Here is a 17,040-nt window from a genome sequence, read left to right on the forward strand (position 1 = left end):
TGATGGCCCGCCAGGCGGACGAGAGGATCGCGGGTCCCCAGATCCGGCTGCCCCGCCGGGTCGTCGAGAGGCCGCTGCGCCAGGTCGGCAAGCGGCTGCTCATGGCGCTCGGCGTGCTGGTCCTGACGGTGCTCATCGTCTACGTCGACCGCGACGGCTACCACGACAACGCCAACGAGACGCTCGACTTCCTCGACTGCGTCTACTACGCGACCGTGACGCTCTCCACCACCGGATACGGCGACATCGTCCCGTACAGCGACACCGCGCGGCTCGCCAACATCCTGCTGGTCACGCCCCTACGCGTACTGTTCCTGATCATCCTGGTCGGCACCACCCTCGAGGTCCTCACGGAGAGGACCCGGGAGGAGTTCCGACTGAATCGCTGGAGGTCCACCTTGCGTGACCACACCGTCATCGTCGGCTTCGGCACCAAGGGGCGGTCCGCGATCCAGACCCTCTGCGCGACCGGTCTCAGCAAGGACCAGATCGTCATCGTCGACCCCTCCAACAAGGTGATCGAGACGGCGAACGCGGACGGCTTCGTCGGCGTCGTCGGCGACGCGACGCGCAGCGACGTGCTGCTGCGGGCCGAGGTGCAGCGTGCCCGCCAGATCGTCATCGCCACCCAGCGCGACGACACGGCCGTCCTGGTCACCCTGACCGCCCGCCAGCTCAACCGGGGCGCGAAGATCGTCGCCGCCGTCCGCGAGGAGGAGAACGCGCCGCTGCTGCGCCAGTCCGGCGCGGACGCGGTCATCACCAGCGCCTCCGCCGCCGGCCGGCTGCTCGGCCTCTCGGTGCTGAGCCCCAGCGCCGGCACGGTGATGGAGGACCTCATCCAGCAGGGCTCCGGCCTCGACCTCGTCGAGCGTCCGGTGACCAAGGCCGAGGCGGGCAAGAGCGTGCGGGAGACCGAGGACCTGGTGGTGAGCGTGCTCCGCGGGCACCGGCTGCTGAGCTACGACGACAAGGCCGCCAGCCCGCTCCAGCCCACCGACCGGGTGATCACCATCGTCCGCGCCGCGCCGGTGACCCCGCTCACCACGCCGCCGCAGGACTGAACCCGGAACGGCCGAGCAAGGCCGTCCCGGGCGGGGGCCACGCCACGCCGATCGGACCGCGTCGGGCGTGGACCGCCGGAGTAGCCTCGCGGCCATGCATGCGATCACGATTCCGGAACCCGGCGGTCCCGAGGCCCTCGTCTGGGCCGAGGTGCCCGATCCCGTGCCCGGCGAGGGCGAGGTCCTCGTCGAGGTGGTGGCGAGCGCGGTCAACCGCGCCGACCTGCTCCAGCGCCAGGGCTTCTACGACCCGCCGCCGGGCAGCTCTCCTTACCCCGGCCTGGAGTGCTCGGGGCGGATCTCCGCGCTCGGGCCCGGGGTGTCCGGCTGGGCGGTCGGTGACGAGGTGTGCGCGCTGCTCGTCGGCGGCGGATACGCCGAGAAGGTCGTCGTCCCGGTCGGTCAGCTCCTGCCGGTGCCGGAGGGCGTCGACCTGGCCACGGCCGCCGCGCTCCCCGAGGTCGCCTGCACCGTCTGGTCGAACATCTTCATGATCGCCCACCTGCGTCCGGGCGAGACGGTGCTCGTGCACGGCGGAGCGAGCGGGATCGGCACGATGGCGATCCAGCTCGCGAAGGCGGTCGGCGCCCGGGTGGCGGTCACGGCCGGAAGCCCCGCGAAGCTGGCCCGCTGTGCCGAACTGGGCGCGGACGTCCTCATCGACTACCGCGAGCAGGACTTCGTCGAGGAACTGCACAAGGCGACGGACGGGGCCGGTGCGGACGTCATCCTGGACATCGTCGGCGCCAAGTACCTGGAGCGGAACGTGAAGGCCCTGGCCGTCAGCGGCCGGCTGGTGATCATCGGTCTCCAGGGCGGAGTGAAGGGCGAGATCAACCTGGGGGCGCTGCTCGCCAAGCGCGCGGCGGTCATGGCGACGACGCTGCGCTCCCGCCCGCCGCAGGAGAAGGCGGCGATCGTCGCCGCCGTCCGCGAGCACGTCTGGCCGCTGATCGGCGCGGGCACCATCCGGCCGGTCGTCGACCGTACGGTGCCGATGCCGGAGGCTGCCGAGGCGCACCGGGTGCTGGAGTCCGGCGACAACGTCGGCAAGGTGCTGCTGCTCGCGCCCCGAGGCTGATCCCCGGCCCCGGGCGGACCGCCAACACGCTGCTCGCGCCCCGAGGCTGACCCCGGCCGCGGCCGACCCGCTGCACGCTGCCCGCGCCCCGCGGCCGACCCGGCGTACACGCGGAGGAGGGGCCCGGCACACGAGGTGTGCCGGGCCCCTCCTCCGTACGGTGGTCTCGGGAACTACAGGTACGGCCCCGAGCGGACCGCGTGGCCGTGGCCGCGGTCGTCGTCGTCATCGTCGTGCGAGGAACCCGGCGGAAGTGCCCGGCGCATCTGCTCCAACTGGGCGCGGGCCGCCATCTGCTGGGCGAACAGTGCCGTCTGGATGCCGTGGAAGAGGCCTTCCAGCCACCCCACCAACTGGGCCTGCGCGATGCGCAGTTCCGCCTCGGAGGGGATCGCCTCGTCCGTGAACGGCAGGGAGAGCCGCTCCAGTTCCTCGACAAGCTCGGGCGCGAGCCCGTCTTCCAGCTCCTTCACCGAGCTGGCGTGGATGTCCTTGAGCCTGACGCGGCTCGCCTCGTCGAGAGGAGCCGCCCGTACTTCCTCCAGGAGCTGCTTGATCATGCTGCCGATCCGCATGACCTTCGCAGGCTGCTCGACCATTTCCGTCACCGGGACCTCGCGGGATTCGTCGTCACCCTGAGCGCCGCCGAGCGCCGTCCCGTCCTGTCCCACGATGAGGACCTGGGGGCTCTCCTGCGACCTGTCATTCCTCGGCATCTCCATGCCGCCATTCTCTCGCACACATGCCTCACCACACGGTGTGCCCCTGTACGAGGGTGATCCACCCTCGTACAGGGGCACAGGAAGGCAACGAACCGCCGGGGATCCGTCAGGTCGCCGCGCGCCGGGCCACTGCGCCGCGCGAGCGGGTCACCAGGGCGGCGAGGAGCGCGGCGCCGAGCGGTACGGCGACGAGGAGTCCGCCGAGCGTCTCCCAGGGGATGACGATCGGCACGTACGGCGGGCCCGACCCGCCGTTGTCCCAGCCCTGCTGGATCGCCTGCTCGTAGAAGGCGAGCGCCTCGCGCTCCTCGGTGAGCCGGAGGCCCACCGCGGGCAGGACGCCGGCCGCCGATCCGAGGATCACGCCCATCGCCGCGACGACACCGCATTGGAAGCCGCTGAGCGTACGGCGGACCCGGGGCGGGGCGCCGACGGCCGCGAGCGTCTTCAGGTCGGCCTCGGCGTCGGCCTGGGCGAGGCCGGTGGCGATACCGGCGGCGCCGATGGTGACGAGGCCCGCGAAGACGGCCAGCGCGATCAGGAAGAGGCTGTCCTCGTTGACGAAGCCCTCCTCCACGTGCAGTTCGACGCTGCCGCCGAGCTTGGCGAGTTCGCCGTCGAGCTTCTGGCGCTGCTCGGTGTCCGGCACGCGCTCGGTGCTGAAGTACGCGCCCGCCGGCAGGGTGGAGAGTCCGGCGGCCTTCGCGGTGGCCGGGGACATCAGGAACTGGACGCCGTAGGACTTCTGGCCCTTGGGCACCAGGTAGGCGGGGATGGAGCTGACCTTCCCGGGCGCGGGCAGGCCCTTCTCGGCGGCCTTGTCGGCACCGGCCATGTCGGTGATCTGCTTGATGCCGACGGTGCCGTTCTTGTCGATCTCGGGCCGCGAGAAGGTGACGATCTTGCCTTCGGCGAGGGCCTTCGCGGCCCCCGGGTCGTCGACGCCGAGGACCTGGAGGACCTTCGCGTCACCGACGAGCAGACCGCTGTCGACGGACATCCAGCCACCCCTGGAGGACTGGTCGCACCGCCAGTCCTCAGTGATCATCTTCCGTCGCTGCTCGGGAGTGAACCTCTCGCTGGGGTCGCCGCCGCCGGCCGGAGCCATGGCGTACAGCGGGCACTCGTTCGCCGGAGGGAGTACGACCTCGTAGCGGCCGCAGCCCTCGCCGCCGTCCCAGGGGCGGCAGCCCGGCTTGCCGACCGAGACCCGCTCGACGTCGGCACGCACGTCGACGGGGAGGTAGCGCTGGACCGCTTCGCGGACCGCGGGAACGTCCCGGCCACCCTCCTCCAGGACGAAGGCGGAGACGGCTCCGTGCGGCAGGCGGGCCTCGTACCCGGCCCTCTGCTGCGCCTCGCTGCTGGCCATGAAGGTGGAGACGGCGACCGTGCCCGCGACGGCGGCGAGGACGGCGGCGACAGCAGGTGCCGTACGTCCCCGGTTCCGGACGGCGTCCCGCAGCGCGAGCCGCGGCGAGAGCGGCAGCCAGCGGCCGGTCCGGCCGAAGAGCCCCACCAGGGCCGGGGTCATGGCGACGACGCCGAGCTCGGCGATGGCGGAACCGCCCGCGACGATGACGAACGACTCGGTCGCGAGCGACCCGAAGAGCGCGATGGCGGCGCCGACGAGGATGGCCGCGAGGCCGATCAGGGGCAGGACGCGGCTGCTGCGACGGACCCCGCGCCGACCCGTGAGGGAGGCGAGGACGGTCTGCCGGGAAGCGGTGATCGCCGGGACGATGGCGGAGAGCAGACCGGTCAGGACCGCGAGCAGCGCGATGCCGAGCAGTTCGAGCGGCCGGATGTCGAAGGCGCCGAACCGCTGGTTCATGGTGTCCTCGAGGACCGGCTGCAGCGCCAGCGTGAGGATCACGGCGAGGACGGTGCCGACGACGGCCGCGGCGACACCGATGACGAGACCGCCGCTCAGGACGATGGCCCGAATGTGGCTGCGGGCACCGCCGTTGGCCCCCACCAGACCGAGCTGGCGGCGCGAGCGGCGGGCGCCGACCGCGAACGCGGGTCCGGCGAGGAGGCAGATCTCCAGCATCGCCAGGCCGACGACGGTGCCGACCGCGGCGAGCGCGGCGGCGTCGGCCGCCGGGCTGGAGTCGTACGAGCCCCAGTTCTCCTTCGAGTACAGCGGCACCGCGGAATCGGCCGGCGGGTCGAGCATGACGGCACGCGAGGTGACGACCACACCCTTGGTGTTGATCTGCTGGACCGTGTTCCACGTGAAACCACCGGACTTCTTCACCAGATAGTCGGTGGAGATGCCGGGGGCGGACAGACCGGACTTCTCGACCGCCTTCGCATACGAGGTGAGGAAGGCGCCCGGCAGGGCGTTGACCTGGTCGACGGCGAGCGCGTCGGGAAGTTCGTAGGAGCCGACGATCCGATACGTACGGTCGAAGTTGCGGGCGGAAAGGGTCGAGCCGACCGACAGACCGCTGGACTCCAGGAAGTGCGAGGTCGCCATGACCTCGTCGGCCTTCTCCGGGAAACGCCCCGTGAGGAGGGTCATGATGCCGCGGGCGACCGGGTCGGACGCCTTCAGCTCACGGACGTCGGCCGAGAGCAGACCGTGGGCCGTGGTCAGCTTGGCCGTCCCGGAGCGGTCCGTGAGAACCGTGGAACCCGCCGGGATCGCCTTGGTGACGTCGGTCGGGCCGTCCGGCCACGGCTGATCCTTGTACTCCTTGACCGGCGTGTGCATCTCGCCCGGCGGGTCCTGGAAGATCGGGACGCCCTCGACCTGGGCGTCCCTGAATATCGCGTCGGCCGTGCCCATCGACCTCTCCACCCGCTCCGCGGGGGACAGTTCGGAGCTGCGGTAGGTCAGATCGAGGGCGCTGACGCCCAGGATGGGCAGGGCGATCATCGCGAGGACGAGAGCGCTGCGGCCCTTGGAGCGCCAGGCGTCGCGGCGGGCGATGCGGATCGCGGCCCGCCAGGAGTGGAACCAGGTCTTCACGCCTCCGCCACCTGGCCCGAGAGGAGGGAGTCCGCCTCGCTGCGCACGGTCTGGTCGACGATCGCGCCGTCCCGCAGGAACACGACGCGGTCGGCCCAGGCGGCGAACCGCGGCTCGTGGGTGACCAGGACACCGGCGGCGCCCGCGTCGCAGCGGGACCGCAGGAGGGCGAGCACGGACTCGCCGGTCTCGGAGTCGAGCGCGCCGGTCGGCTCGTCGGCGAGGACGAGACGGCGGTCGCCCACGAGGGCGCGCGCGATGGCCACACGCTGCTGCTGGCCGCCGGACATCTCGTCGGGGAAGCGCTCGGCGAGGTGACCGAGCCCCATCTCCTCCAGGGCGGCCACGGCCTCGACGCGGGCCTTGCGGGCGGAGGTGCCGTCGAGCTCACGGGGCAGGGCCACGTTCTCGGCGGCGGTGAGCGCCGGGATGAGGTTGTAGTCCTGGAAGACGTACCCGATGCTGCGGCGGCGCAGGGCGGCGAGCTCCTTGACGCTCGCGGTGGTGATGTCGGTGTTCTCGACGATCACATGGCCCGAGGTCGGGGTGTCCAGGCCGCCCGCGATGGTGAGGAGCGTGGACTTGCCGGAGCCGGACGGGCCCATGACGGCGACGAGTTCGCCGGGGTACACGGCGAGGTCGATCCCCCGCAGGGCGTGCACCTCGGTGGCGCCCGAGCCGTGGACGCGGGTCAGGTTCTGGAGCTGCAGCACGGGCTGCTGTGTGGACATGGAGGGGTCCCCCTTGGGCGTACGCGGCGGGAGGCCGGTACGGATCGAGCGGTGGAAGGTGGTGCGGAAGCGGTACGGGCGGTGCGCGCGAGAGTGCGGTCAGCGCGCCCCGGGCGTACCGGTGGTCAGGTCGGTCGGGTCGGTCGCGGCCGCAGCGACAGCCGGAGCCGCCGGAGCCGTCGCGGACGCCGGAGATGCCGGCGGAGAGGTCGGCGGAGTCGGCGGAGAGGCCGGGTCCGTCCTCGGGGCGAGTGCGGAGAGGCGGATCAGCCGGGCCTCGCAGTGGTCCAGCCAGCGCGCCTCGGCCTCGGTCTGGAAGATCAGCTGCTCCAGGACGAGCAGCCAGGCCACGTCGTCCCTTTCCCGCGCGCCCCCGCTCTCGACGGCGACGAGCGCCTGGGCCTTGAGCCGGGTGTAGTCCTGCATCGCCTTCACGGTGTGCCGGCGCTGGGACTGGATGACGTCACGGATGTCGACGCAGGGCGCGCCCACCGCCATGGCGAGCTTGATGGCCAGCTCGTCTCGGGCGGGGCTGGTGCGGTCCACGGGCTTCTCGAACCAGGTCCTGAGCTCGGTGAGGCCGGCGTCGGTGATCGCGTAGAGCTCGTGCCCCGCCTCGTCCCTGCCCCCCTGCGCGACCATGCCGTCGCGCTCCAGCCGGCTCAGGGTCGTGTAGACCTGGCCGACGTTGAGCGGCCAGGTGGAGCCCGTGCGGGACTCGAACTCCGTACGGAGCTGGGAACCGTACCGAGGGCCGCGTTCGAGGAGGGCGAGGAGCCCGTGGCGGATCGACATACTCAGTATGTATACCGAGTATGCCGAGACCCACAACCGCCCTGAGACGGAAGGGGAAGGTCCGTCTCAAGGGGGACCGGGGCGGGCGCCGCGGCTCAGCGGCGGCGCATGCGGAGCCCCAGGAAGCCGATCCCGAGCCCCATCAGAGCCAGCCCCACCCCCAGGGTGAGGACGGGAATCCGCTGGTCGACGAGGGGAGGAGAGGCCTCGGACGCCATGTGGGGAGCGGCGGCGGGCCGGGTCGCGGGCGCCATCTCGGTGAGTACCTCGTCCTCCTCGCGTACCGCCTCGTCCTCCTCGACGACCTCCTCGGAGGCCTCGTACGAGCCGGAGTCTGTTGCCGTCTTGGTACGAGACGGGCCGGGGGAAGGGGCGGTGGCGCTCGGCGGGACGGTGGCCGTCTCGGTGCGCCCGGGCCGCGGGCGGCCCTCTCCGGCCGGGCGGCCCGCCAGGGAGGCGGAGCCGCTGGGGGCGGGGGCGTCGGTGGGAGCGGCGCTCGGGGCGGTGGAGGAGGGCGAGGCGGTACCGGTCGGCGCGGGTGCCGGCGGGGCGGGTGTGCCAGGGGTGCCCGGGCCGCCGGTGCGCCCGGGTGAGGCCGGCCCGGACCCGGACCCGGACCCGCTGCCGGTACCCGTCCCGGTCCCGGCAGCAGGAGAGGACGGGGTGGGCGGGGAGCCGGAAGGCGTCGTGGCAGAAGAAGCCGTCGCCGTGGTGGGCGGCGCGGAGGGCCCGGCCGGGGTGGTCGGCGGGGGCGGCGCGGGGGATGTGGTCGGCGCGACCGTCCGTGGACCGGCGGGGGTTTCCGCCGTGTGCCCGAGGGGCGCGGCGGACAGGGCGAACGCGCAGGCGAACGTGCAGGTGAGCGCGGGGCCGAGGGCCCGCGCCCGTGCCCTGCGGAGTGCTGGAGTCACCGGGTGACCCCCTCCCGTACCGAGCCGCCGAGGTGTCGACTCAGCGTCACATGCCGGGACACTTCCGGCATCCGGGAGGGGGTGGCAGGCGTAAGGGCGGGCGGGAGTTCCCGCCCGCCTCGGTATTACGGGCCCCTGCTGGCCCCGGTACTACGACGCCTGCCGGTCCCGGTACTACGACGCCTGCCCGCCTCGGTACCACAGCGCCTGCCCGCTCCGTTACTACTGGGGCGGGTTGCCCGTCGAGACCTTGAGGGTGAACTCGGCGTCCGTGTCGGAGATGTCCACACCGGCCGGCGGGTACTGCTCCAGGACCGTTCCCTCGCCGTACGTGGCCTCGTCCACCGGGGTCTGGGTCATGACCTTCCAGCCTGCCGCCCGGATGCAGTCCTTCACCGACTGGATGTTCTTGTAGGTGAAGTTCGGGACCTCGAACTTGCTGGGGTCGTCGCTCGACTCCGAAGGCTGCGTGCACTTCTTCATGTCGATCGTCTTGGTCAGGTCGGGACCCTTGTGGCCGGGGGTCACGGTCTGGGGCTGCTCCGTGCTCGTGCCGCCCGTGCCGCCCGCCTGCGGGTCCGCCTCGTTGTCCTTGTCGAGCACGAAGATCAGGCCGCCGACGGCGAGGAGGGCGGCGACGACCGCGCCCACGAGCACCGGGGTGTTCCGGCGGGAGCCGCCGCCCGTCGCCACGGGAGCGGGCGTCGGCATGGGTGCCGGCGTGTGCATCGGGCCCGGGGCGTACGGCGACGGGGCGGGCGTCTGGTAGGCCGGCGCCGGGGCCTGTTGCGGGTATCCGTAGGCCGGGCCGGGCGCGGGCGTCGCGGGACCGTACGGGCCGGGCTGCGGCGTCGGCGGCAGGTACGGCTGCTGTACGCCGTGGGGGCCGGGCTGCGGGGTCGGCGGCGGGGTCTGGCCGACCGGCGGGAAGACCGCCGAGCCGACGCCCGCGCCGCTGCTGACCGGACCGCCCTGGACGATCACCGGGGCACCGGTCTGACCCGCCGAGAGCACCCGCAGGCACTCGTCGCGCATGACCGCGGCGCTCGGGAACCGCTCGTTCGGGTTCTTCCGCAGAGCCCGGGCGACGAGCGCGTCCATCGCCGGCGTCACCGAACGGTTGACGGAGGACGGGGCGACCGGCTCCTCCTGCACATGCGCGTAGGCGATGGCCAGCGGCGAGTCGGCGTCGAAGGGGAGACGGCCCGTCAGTAGCTGGAAGAGCATGATGCCGACCGAGTAGAGGTCGGAGCGGGCGTCCACCGCGCGGCCGAGGGCCTGCTCGGGGGAGAGGTACTGGGGGGTGCCGACGACCATGCCGGTCTGCGTCATCGAGGTGACCCCGGACTGCATGGCCCGCGCGATGCCGAAGTCCATGACCTTGACCACGCCGCGCTTGGTCTGCATCACGTTGCCCGGCTTGATGTCCCGGTGGACCAGGCCCATCTCGTGGCTGACCTCCAGGGCCGCCAGCACGTCGGCCGTGACCTTGAGGGCCTTGTCGGCGGGCATCGCGCCGTACTGCTGGATGTCGGAGGCGAGGACCGAGCCGAGCGGCTGCCCCTCCACGTACTCCATGACGATGTACGGCATGACGGCGCCGTCGAGGGTGTCCTCGCCGGTGTCGAAGACCGAGACGATGTTCGTGTGCGAGAGCTTCGCCACGGCCTGCGCCTCGCGCCGGAACCGCTCGCGGAACGACTGCTCGCGGCCGAGCTCCGTGTGCAGTGTCTTGATCGCGACCTGTCGGTCGAGGGCGCTGTCGTAGGCCAGGTACACCGACGCCATGCCGCCCTCGCCGAGGAGGTCACGCAGCTGGTACCGGCCGTTCGCGACCGAACCGCCCGCATAGCGGCCCTGTGCGCCGTCCTGGCTCATCTGTTGCTTCCCCCTACGCGCGCGCGGCGGCGTCGAATTCCGGAATTTCCTGGCCAAGTCTGCCCCAGGGCACCGACACGTCAAGCCGCGTGCCCGTTCCGTGACCCTCCGCACAGAACGCGTCCTCGCAGCGTTCCCGAAGTGTCCGGGGAAACCCGTCGAATTTGCACAGGTGTACGTGGACGGGGTTGGATGGCCGGTCAATCGCGGACCGTGATGTCGTACGGAGCCTGTAGCGTGACGACTGGACACGGCACGACAGACGACGGCGAGGACTGATGGCACCCGAATCCGGATCAGGTGGCGGTGTGCCGGACGCGGCAGCAGAGTCGTGGGGCGTCGGCGGTGTCGTCGGCGACGGCCGGTACCGGCTGACGCACCGTCTGGGCCGCGGCGGCATGGCCGAGGTGTTCGCCGCGGAGGACGTACGCCTCGGGCGGACGGTGGCGGTGAAGCTCCTTCGCGCCGATCTCGCCGAGGACCCGGTCTCCAAGGCGCGCTTCACGCGTGAGGCGCAGTCGGTCGCGGGGCTCAACCACCATGCGATCGTCGCCGTGTACGACTCCGGCGAGGACCTCGTCGGCGGGCGGCCCGTGCCGTACATCGTGATGGAGCTGGTCGAGGGCCGCACCATCCGCGACCTGCTGATCAGCGCGGACGCGCCGGGCCCCGAGCAGGCGCTCATCATCGTCTCGGGCGTCCTGGAGGCGCTGGCCTATTCGCACCAGCACGGCATCGTGCACCGCGACATCAAGCCGGCGAACGTCATCATCACCCACAGCGGTGCGGTGAAGGTCATGGACTTCGGCATCGCCCGTGCCCTGCACGGCGCGCAGTCGACGATGACGCAGACCGGCATGGTCATGGGCACCCCGCAGTACCTCTCCCCGGAGCAGGCGCTCGGCAAGGCCGTCGACCACCGCTCCGACCTGTACGCGACGGGCTGTCTGCTCTACGAACTGCTCGCGCTGCGGCCCCCCTTCACGGGTGAGACGCCGCTCTCCGTCGTCTACCAGCACGTGCAGGACGCGCCCGTCCCGCCGTCCGAGGTGTCGCACGGTGTGCCGCCGGAGCTCGACGGCCTCGTGATGCGCTCCCTCGCGAAGGAGCCGGACGACCGGTTCCAGAGCGCCGAGGAGATGCGCGGGCTGATCCAGTACAGCCTGCAGATGCTCCAGCAGCAGGGCGGCCACACCGGTACGTGGAACACGGGTCCCGTCGACATGCACGACGGCGGGCACACGCCGGTCGGCGGCATGGCGGCGACGGCCGCGATGGGTCACCCGATGCACGGGGAGACCGCTCAGGGCCGGATCCTGCCGCAGATGAACCCGGACGACGGGGGCGTCGGCGCGTACGGCGGCTACGACGGCGGGACGGGCGGCACCGGCGGCTACGGCCAGGACGGGGCGTACGGCTCGAACGGCGGAGGCCGGGGCCGCGGCAAGCTGATCCTCTTCATGGCGCTCGCGCTGGTCGCGGTCGTCGCGGGTGTCGTGTACGCCATCGACAAGGCCGGCGACGGCAAGGGCGGCGAGGTGGTGACCCCGCCGACGACGGTCTCCCAGTCGCCGTCGACCGCGTCCGAGGAGCCCACGCCCTCCGAGGAGCCCTCCACCGAGGAGCAGACACGGGACCCGGACACGTCGACCGGGGGCACCACGCAGAGGCCGTACACGCCTCCGTACACGCCTCCGCAGACCCAGGAACCCACGCACACGATGGAGCCGACGACGGAGCCCCCCACGTCGGAGCCGCCGACGTCGGAGCCGCCGACGACGGACCCGACGAGCGAGACGCCGACGGACCCGGCGACCACCCCGGAGGAGCCGCCGGTCGACCCGACCGGAGAGCCCACCGGTGACGACGGCGGCGGCGACACCCCGCCGCCGGGCGGTTCCACCGCCACAGGCTGACGAGCCACAGCGGCGGATCAGCCGACGGAGAGCCGGCGAACCATCCGGGCGATCAGCCGGCGAAGGCGTCGCGCACGGCGTCGTACTCACGGGTCCACCAGACCGCCAGGGCCGACACCGCGGGAAACTGCGGGTCGGCCCTTCGGTCGTGCAGCTGGTAGCGCCAGCGCAGCGTCCAGAAGTCGTTGAGCCGCTCCCACCACACCCGGTGCGCCGCCGCGGCCAGCTCGGCGCCGTCGGCGCCCGTCGCCCGCCGGTAGGCGCGCGCGTACGCCCGCACCTTCTCCAGGGCCAGCTCGCCCCCGGGCGTCACGAAGAAGATGGCGGCCGCCCTGACCGCCTCCTCGGCCCGCGGACGGACCCCGAGGCGGTCCCAGTCGACGATCGCGGCGGGCTCCGCACCCCGGTAGAGCAGGTTCAGCGGGTGGAAGTCGCCGTGCACCCAGCCGGACGCGGCGGCCGGCGGCGGCCGGTGGTGGGCGTGCTGGGCGAGCAGCCTGCGGCGCTCCCTCAGCCGGTGCTCGGCGAGCGCGTCGAAGCTGTCGTGGGGCCGGTGCGCGCGGGCGAGGCGGATCAGCTCCTCGATGGCGCGGAAGGTGTCCTCCGGGCGGGCGCTCTGGTGGTCGTCCCCCGGCGGCGGGGACTCCATGACGCGCTCCAGACAGGTGTGGACGCGCCCCAGGAGGGCGCCGAGGCGGCGGGAGCAGCCGGTGGAGAGCTGGGCGCCGTCGCGGTGCCGGCCGTCGATCCACGGGTGCAGGGCGTAGCAGAGGCCGTCGACGACCGCGACCGTACGGCCCCGGCTGTCGGCGAGCGGCGGGGCCACCGGGAGGCCCAGGTCGTGCAGGCGCTGGGTGGCGCGGTGCTGCCGGACGATGGTGGCGCGGTCGGCGGTGGGGGCGTCCAGGTGCTGCTTCAGGAAGTAGGCGCCGCGCGTGGTGGAGAGGCGGTAACCGCGGTTGAGCAGGCCCTGGGTCACGGGTTCGCAGGAGAGGGGCTCGCCCGCGGCCGCGTAGCGGCGGAGGAGGACGCCGACGGGCGGAGTGAGGGTTGCAGATGAGCGCGGCACTCCGCAGATGTTAGATCACGCTACGTGGTGGAGGTGTCGCCCAAGGGAACGCTCCCCGGGATGCTCCGGGGCGTGGTCCGTGGAGTGCAGCCCGACGGGGCGGTCGGCCGGACCGGCGGGGTGCCCGGCGGAGTAGTCGAGCTCGTGCACGGTCACGAACTGCGGTTCGATCCGCATGAAGACCGGTTCGAAGGGCTCGTCGTCCACGGTCCTGGGCTCGGGCCCGAACGCCGCGAGCTGCTCCTCGGTGGGCTCCACGATCTCCGCCGTGCCCGTGAACTGCACGGACCAGATCTGCTCGGACCCCGAGTTGAAGTTGTCCGCTCCGTACGCGACGACGCTGCCGTTGCAGGCCCGGTGGTAGCCGAGCCCCCGGTGCATCCGCAGCAGGACCCGTCCCTCGGTCACGATGTGCCGGGCGGGCGCGACGAACGGCATCGCCCGCATGCTCGTCGCCACCCGGCCGTACGACACTCGGCCGAGCAACTCGATGGCGCGGATCTCCTCGGTGGACATGGCTACCACTCTCCGCCACCGGCAACGTGTCGGAAAAGGGGCCCCTGCCCCGCCTTCACGGGGACGTAGGTCCCGAATCCGGGCCATGGGCCCCGGGCTGCTCCGTACGGGTGAGGCACGGGCCGCGCCGGGGCACCTCGGGCCTAGGGCCTGTCTTTCGGATCATGCCGCTCGATCCGAAGGACAGGCCGGCTAGTGGCGCTCGGCCTGGAGCCGTGCCACGTATGCCGCGGCCTGCGAACGCCGCTCCATGCCCAGCTTCGACAGCAGACTGGAGACGTAGTTCTTGATGGTCTTCTCCGCAAGGTGGAGCCGCTCGCCGATGACCCGGTTGGTCAGGCCCTCGCCGATCAGGTCCAGGATCTTGCGCTCCTGGTCGGTCAGGTTGGCGAGCTTGTCGTCGCCCTTCGGGTTGTTGCCGTCACGCAGCCGCTCCAGGACGCGGGCGGTCGCCACCGGGTCGAGGAGCGACTTGCCGGCCGCGACGTCCCGCACCGCGTTCAGCAGCTCGTTGCCCCGGATGGCCTTGAGGACGTATCCCGAGGCCCCGGCCATGATCGCGTCGAAGAGTGCCTCGTCATCGGCGTACGAGGTGAGCATCAGGCACTTGATGCCCTCGTCCTGCGAACGGATCTCACGGCACACCTCCACCCCGCTGCCGTCCGGCAGCCGGACGTCGAGCACGGCGACGTCGGGGCGGGTCGCCGGGATCCTGACCAGCGCGTCTGCCGCCGTCCCGGCCTCACCGACCACTTCGATGTCGTCCTCCACGGAGAGCAGCTCGTGGACGCCGCGCCGAACGACTTCGTGGTCGTCCAGCAGAAATACCCGGATTTTTCCATCTTCGCGCACCCGGTCAGTCTCACATATTGGCTCTTCCCGCGCCCGGGGTGCGCGGGATAACGTGCCGGATGTTCCGGCGGCCGCCTTCAGGCCGTTGCCGACGCGCTGACCAGCGACTGTTCCCACTTTTCTCGATTTACTTGGAAATCCAAGCAAAATTGCAGGTCAAGTGGGGTTTCGCGGGAATGCTGCGCTGTGGGTAACGTGCCTATCACAGGGCTCTCGCCGGGGCACCTGTCACGCCCGACTCCGGCCGCATCGCACCCACCCCGTGCGAAGGGTACGGACACGGCGGAGAGCCGCACTGGCCTACCGGCGAACCCGGAGGCCGGACCGACGGAGGAGCACGTAGTGACCGTGGAGAGCACTGCAGCGCGCAAGACGACGCGACGCAGCAGCGGCACCAAGCGCACCGCAAGCGCGAGCACGAGCACCACCAAGAAGACGAGCACGCGCGCCGAGGCGGTAGCGACGGAGCCCGAGCTCGTCCAGCTGCTGACGCCCGAGGGAGAGCGCGTCCAGCACCCCGATTACGACATCGATCTGAGCGCCGAGGAGCTGCGCGGTCTCTACCGCGACATGGTCCTGAGCCGTCGCTTCGACGCCGAGGCCACCGCGCTCCAGCGCCAGGGCGAGCTGGGCCTGTGGGCCTCGCTGCTCGGCCAGGAGGCCGCCCAGATCGGCTCCGGCCGCGCCCTGAGGGACGACGACTACGTCTTCCCCACCTACCGTGAGCACGCCGTCGCCTGGTGCCGTGGGGTCGACCCCACCAACCTGCTGGGCATGTTCCGAGGCGTGAACAACGGTGGCTGGGACCCCAGCACCAACAATTTCCACCTGTACACGATCGTCCTCGGTTCGCAGACCCTGCACGCCACCGGCTACGCCATGGGTGTCGCCAAGGACGGCGCGGATTCCGCCGTGATCGCGTACTTCGGTGATGGCGCCTCCAGCCAGGGCGACGTGAACGAGTCGTTCGTCTTCTCCGCGGTCTACAACGCCCCGGTCGTGTTCTTCTGCCAGAACAACCAGTGGGCCATTTCCGAGCCCATCGAGAAGCAGACCCGCGTCCCGCTCTACCAGCGCGCCGCCGGCTTCGGCTTCCCGGGCGTCCGCGTCGACGGCAACGACGTCCTCGCGTGCCTGGCCGTGACCCGGTCCGCGCTGGAGCGCGCCCGCCGCGGCGAGGGCCCGACGCTCATCGAGGCGTACACCTACCGCATGGCCGCCCACACCACCTCCGACGACCCGACGAAGTACCGCCGGGACGAGGAGCGCGAGGCCTGGGAGGCGAAGGACCCGATCCAGCGCCTCAAGACGTACATGGAGAACGAGGGCCACGCCGACGCGGCCTTCTTCGAGGAGCTGGAGACGGAGAGCGAGGCGCTCGGCAAGCACGTCCGCGAGGTCGTCCGTGCCATGCCCGTCCCGGAGCACATGGCGATCTTCGACAACGTGTACGCGGACGGCCACGCCCTCGTCGACGAGGAGCGGGCTCAGTTCGCCGCCTACCAGGCGTCCTTCGAGGGCGGAGAGGCCGAGTAATCATGGCTGTTCAGAAGCTTCCCCTCGCGAAGGCGCTCAACGAGTCGCTGCGCAAGGCCCTGGAGACCGACCCCAAGGTCCTGATCATGGGCCTGGACGTCGGCAAGCTCGGCGGCGTCTTCCGGATCACCGACGGGCTGCAGAAGGACTTCGGCGAGGACCGGGTCATCGACACCCCGCTCGCCGAGTCCGGCATCGTCGGCACCGCCATCGGCCTGGCCCTGCGCGGCTACCGGCCGGTCGTGGAGATCCAGTTCGACGGCTTCGTCTTCCCGGCGTACGACCAGATCGTGTCCCAGCTGGCGAAGATGCGGGCCCGTTCGCTCGGCACGGTGAAGATGCCGATCGTCATCCGCATCCCGTACGGCGGCGGCATCGGCGCCGTCGAGCACCACTCCGAGTCCCCCGAGTCGCTCTTCGCGCACGTCGCGGGCCTCAAGGTCGTCACCCCGGCGAACTCCAACGACGCCTACTGGATGCTCCAGCAGGCGATCCAGAGCGACGACCCGGTCATCTTCTTCGAGCCCAAGCGCCGCTACTGGGACAAGGGCGAGGTCGACACCGAGGCCATTCCCGGCGAGCTCCACAAGGCCCGGGTCGCCCGCGAGGGCACGGACCTCACCCTCGTCGGCTACGGCCCGATGGTGAAGACCTGCCTGGAGGTGGCCGAGGCCGCCGCCGAGGAGGGCAAGTCGATCGAGGTCGTGGACCTCCGCTCGATCTCCCCGCTCGACTTCGACACCGTCCAGGCCTCGGTCGAGAAGACCGGCCGCCTGGTCGTCGTCCACGAGGCGCCGGTGTTCTTCGGCTCCGGTGCGGAGATCGCCGCCCGGATCACCGAGCGCTGCTTCTACCACCTGGAGGCCCCCGTCCTGCGGGTCGGCGGCTACCACGCGCCGTACCCGCCGGCGCGCCTGGAGGAGGAGTACCTGCCGGGCCTGGACCGCGTGCTCGACGCCGTCGACCGCTCGCTGGCGTACTGAGGAGAGCAC

Annotated in this window: 14 protein-coding genes; 5 read left to right on the forward strand and 9 right to left on the reverse strand. The window is 71.8% G+C overall.

Annotation, left to right across the window (positions count from 1 at the left end):
• The first annotated feature begins 2 nt into the window (after positions 1–2).
• Both DEJ46_RS20155 and DEJ46_RS20160 read left to right on the forward strand, forming a co-directional pair.
• On the forward strand, positions 3–1,064 hold the full coding sequence (locus DEJ46_RS20155) for a potassium channel family protein (protein ID WP_223835483.1): 1,062 nt from the start codon (positions 3–5) through the stop codon (positions 1,062–1,064).
• A 94-nt stretch (positions 1,065–1,158) separates the two neighbouring features.
• Complete coding sequence (locus DEJ46_RS20160; RefSeq protein WP_150268353.1) at positions 1,159–2,145, forward strand: NAD(P)H-quinone oxidoreductase; 987 nt, start codon at positions 1,159–1,161, stop codon at positions 2,143–2,145.
• Between the two features lie 173 nt (positions 2,146–2,318).
• Here the strand turns inward: DEJ46_RS20160 and DEJ46_RS20165 are convergent, their stop codons facing one another.
• From DEJ46_RS20165 to DEJ46_RS20190, 6 genes are all read right to left on the reverse strand, one after another.
• Positions 2,319–2,867, reverse strand: coding sequence for a bacterial proteasome activator family protein (locus DEJ46_RS20165; RefSeq protein WP_150268354.1), 549 nt, complete (start codon positions 2,865–2,867; stop codon positions 2,319–2,321).
• Positions 2,868–2,973: 106 nt separating this feature from the next.
• Positions 2,974–5,844: an ABC transporter permease gene (locus DEJ46_RS20170; RefSeq protein ID WP_150268356.1), complete on the reverse strand. Its 2,871-nt coding sequence runs from the start codon at positions 5,842–5,844 to the stop codon at positions 2,974–2,976.
• Positions 5,841–6,575 carry an ABC transporter ATP-binding protein gene (locus tag DEJ46_RS20175; protein WP_150268358.1) on the reverse strand — a complete coding sequence of 245 codons (735 nt, stop codon included), beginning with the start codon at positions 6,573–6,575 and terminating at the stop codon, positions 5,841–5,843. The genes DEJ46_RS20170 and DEJ46_RS20175 overlap by 4 nt, the downstream gene beginning before the upstream one ends.
• A 99-nt stretch (positions 6,576–6,674) precedes the next feature.
• Positions 6,675–7,370, reverse strand: coding sequence for a PadR family transcriptional regulator (locus DEJ46_RS20180; RefSeq protein ID WP_150268360.1), 696 nt, complete (start codon positions 7,368–7,370; stop codon positions 6,675–6,677).
• A gap of 95 nt (positions 7,371–7,465) precedes the next feature.
• A complete protein-coding gene (locus DEJ46_RS20185; RefSeq protein ID WP_150268362.1) occupies positions 7,466–8,281 on the reverse strand; it encodes a hypothetical protein in 816 nt (271 codons plus the stop codon).
• A 222-nt stretch (positions 8,282–8,503) separates the two neighbouring features.
• Positions 8,504–10,159 (reverse strand): protein kinase domain-containing protein, encoded by a 1,656-nt coding sequence (locus DEJ46_RS20190; RefSeq protein ID WP_150268364.1) that lies wholly within the window; start codon positions 10,157–10,159, stop codon positions 8,504–8,506.
• Positions 10,160–10,437: 278 nt separating this feature from the next.
• On the opposite strand from DEJ46_RS20190, the gene DEJ46_RS20195 reads away from it, so the two are divergent.
• Positions 10,438–12,075 (forward strand): protein kinase domain-containing protein, encoded by a 1,638-nt coding sequence (locus DEJ46_RS20195; RefSeq protein ID WP_150268366.1) that lies wholly within the window; start codon positions 10,438–10,440, stop codon positions 12,073–12,075.
• A gap of 52 nt (positions 12,076–12,127) precedes the next feature.
• On the opposite strand, the gene DEJ46_RS20200 is transcribed toward DEJ46_RS20195, so the two are convergent.
• From DEJ46_RS20200 to DEJ46_RS20210, 3 genes are all read right to left on the reverse strand, one after another.
• Complete coding sequence (locus DEJ46_RS20200; protein WP_150268368.1) at positions 12,128–13,144, reverse strand: phosphotransferase; 1,017 nt, start codon at positions 13,142–13,144, stop codon at positions 12,128–12,130.
• 15 nt (positions 13,145–13,159) lie between these two features.
• Positions 13,160–13,660, reverse strand: a complete 501-nt coding sequence (locus DEJ46_RS20205; protein WP_150268370.1) for a pyridoxamine 5'-phosphate oxidase family protein — start codon at positions 13,658–13,660, stop codon at positions 13,160–13,162.
• Between the two features lie 192 nt (positions 13,661–13,852).
• Positions 13,853–14,512 (reverse strand): response regulator, encoded by a 660-nt coding sequence (locus tag DEJ46_RS20210; protein WP_141298849.1) that lies wholly within the window; start codon positions 14,510–14,512, stop codon positions 13,853–13,855.
• A gap of 342 nt (positions 14,513–14,854) precedes the next feature.
• Here DEJ46_RS20210 and pdhA point away from each other — a divergent pair, with 342 nt between their 5' ends.
• Together pdhA and DEJ46_RS20220 are read left to right on the forward strand one after the other, a co-directional pair.
• Positions 14,855–16,048: a pyruvate dehydrogenase (acetyl-transferring) E1 component subunit alpha gene (pdhA, locus tag DEJ46_RS20215; protein WP_150268372.1), complete on the forward strand. Its 1,194-nt coding sequence runs from the start codon at positions 14,855–14,857 to the stop codon at positions 16,046–16,048.
• 2 nt (positions 16,049–16,050) lie between these two features.
• The gene (locus DEJ46_RS20220; protein WP_055642509.1) at positions 16,051–17,031 is read left to right on the forward strand and encodes an alpha-ketoacid dehydrogenase subunit beta; all 981 of its coding nucleotides are present in this window, start codon (positions 16,051–16,053) and stop codon (positions 17,029–17,031) included.
• The last annotated feature ends 9 nt before the right edge of the window (positions 17,032–17,040 follow it).

This window comes from Streptomyces venezuelae (genome assembly GCF_008642375.1).
Lineage (GTDB): Bacteria > Actinomycetota > Actinomycetes > Streptomycetales > Streptomycetaceae > Streptomyces > Streptomyces venezuelae_G.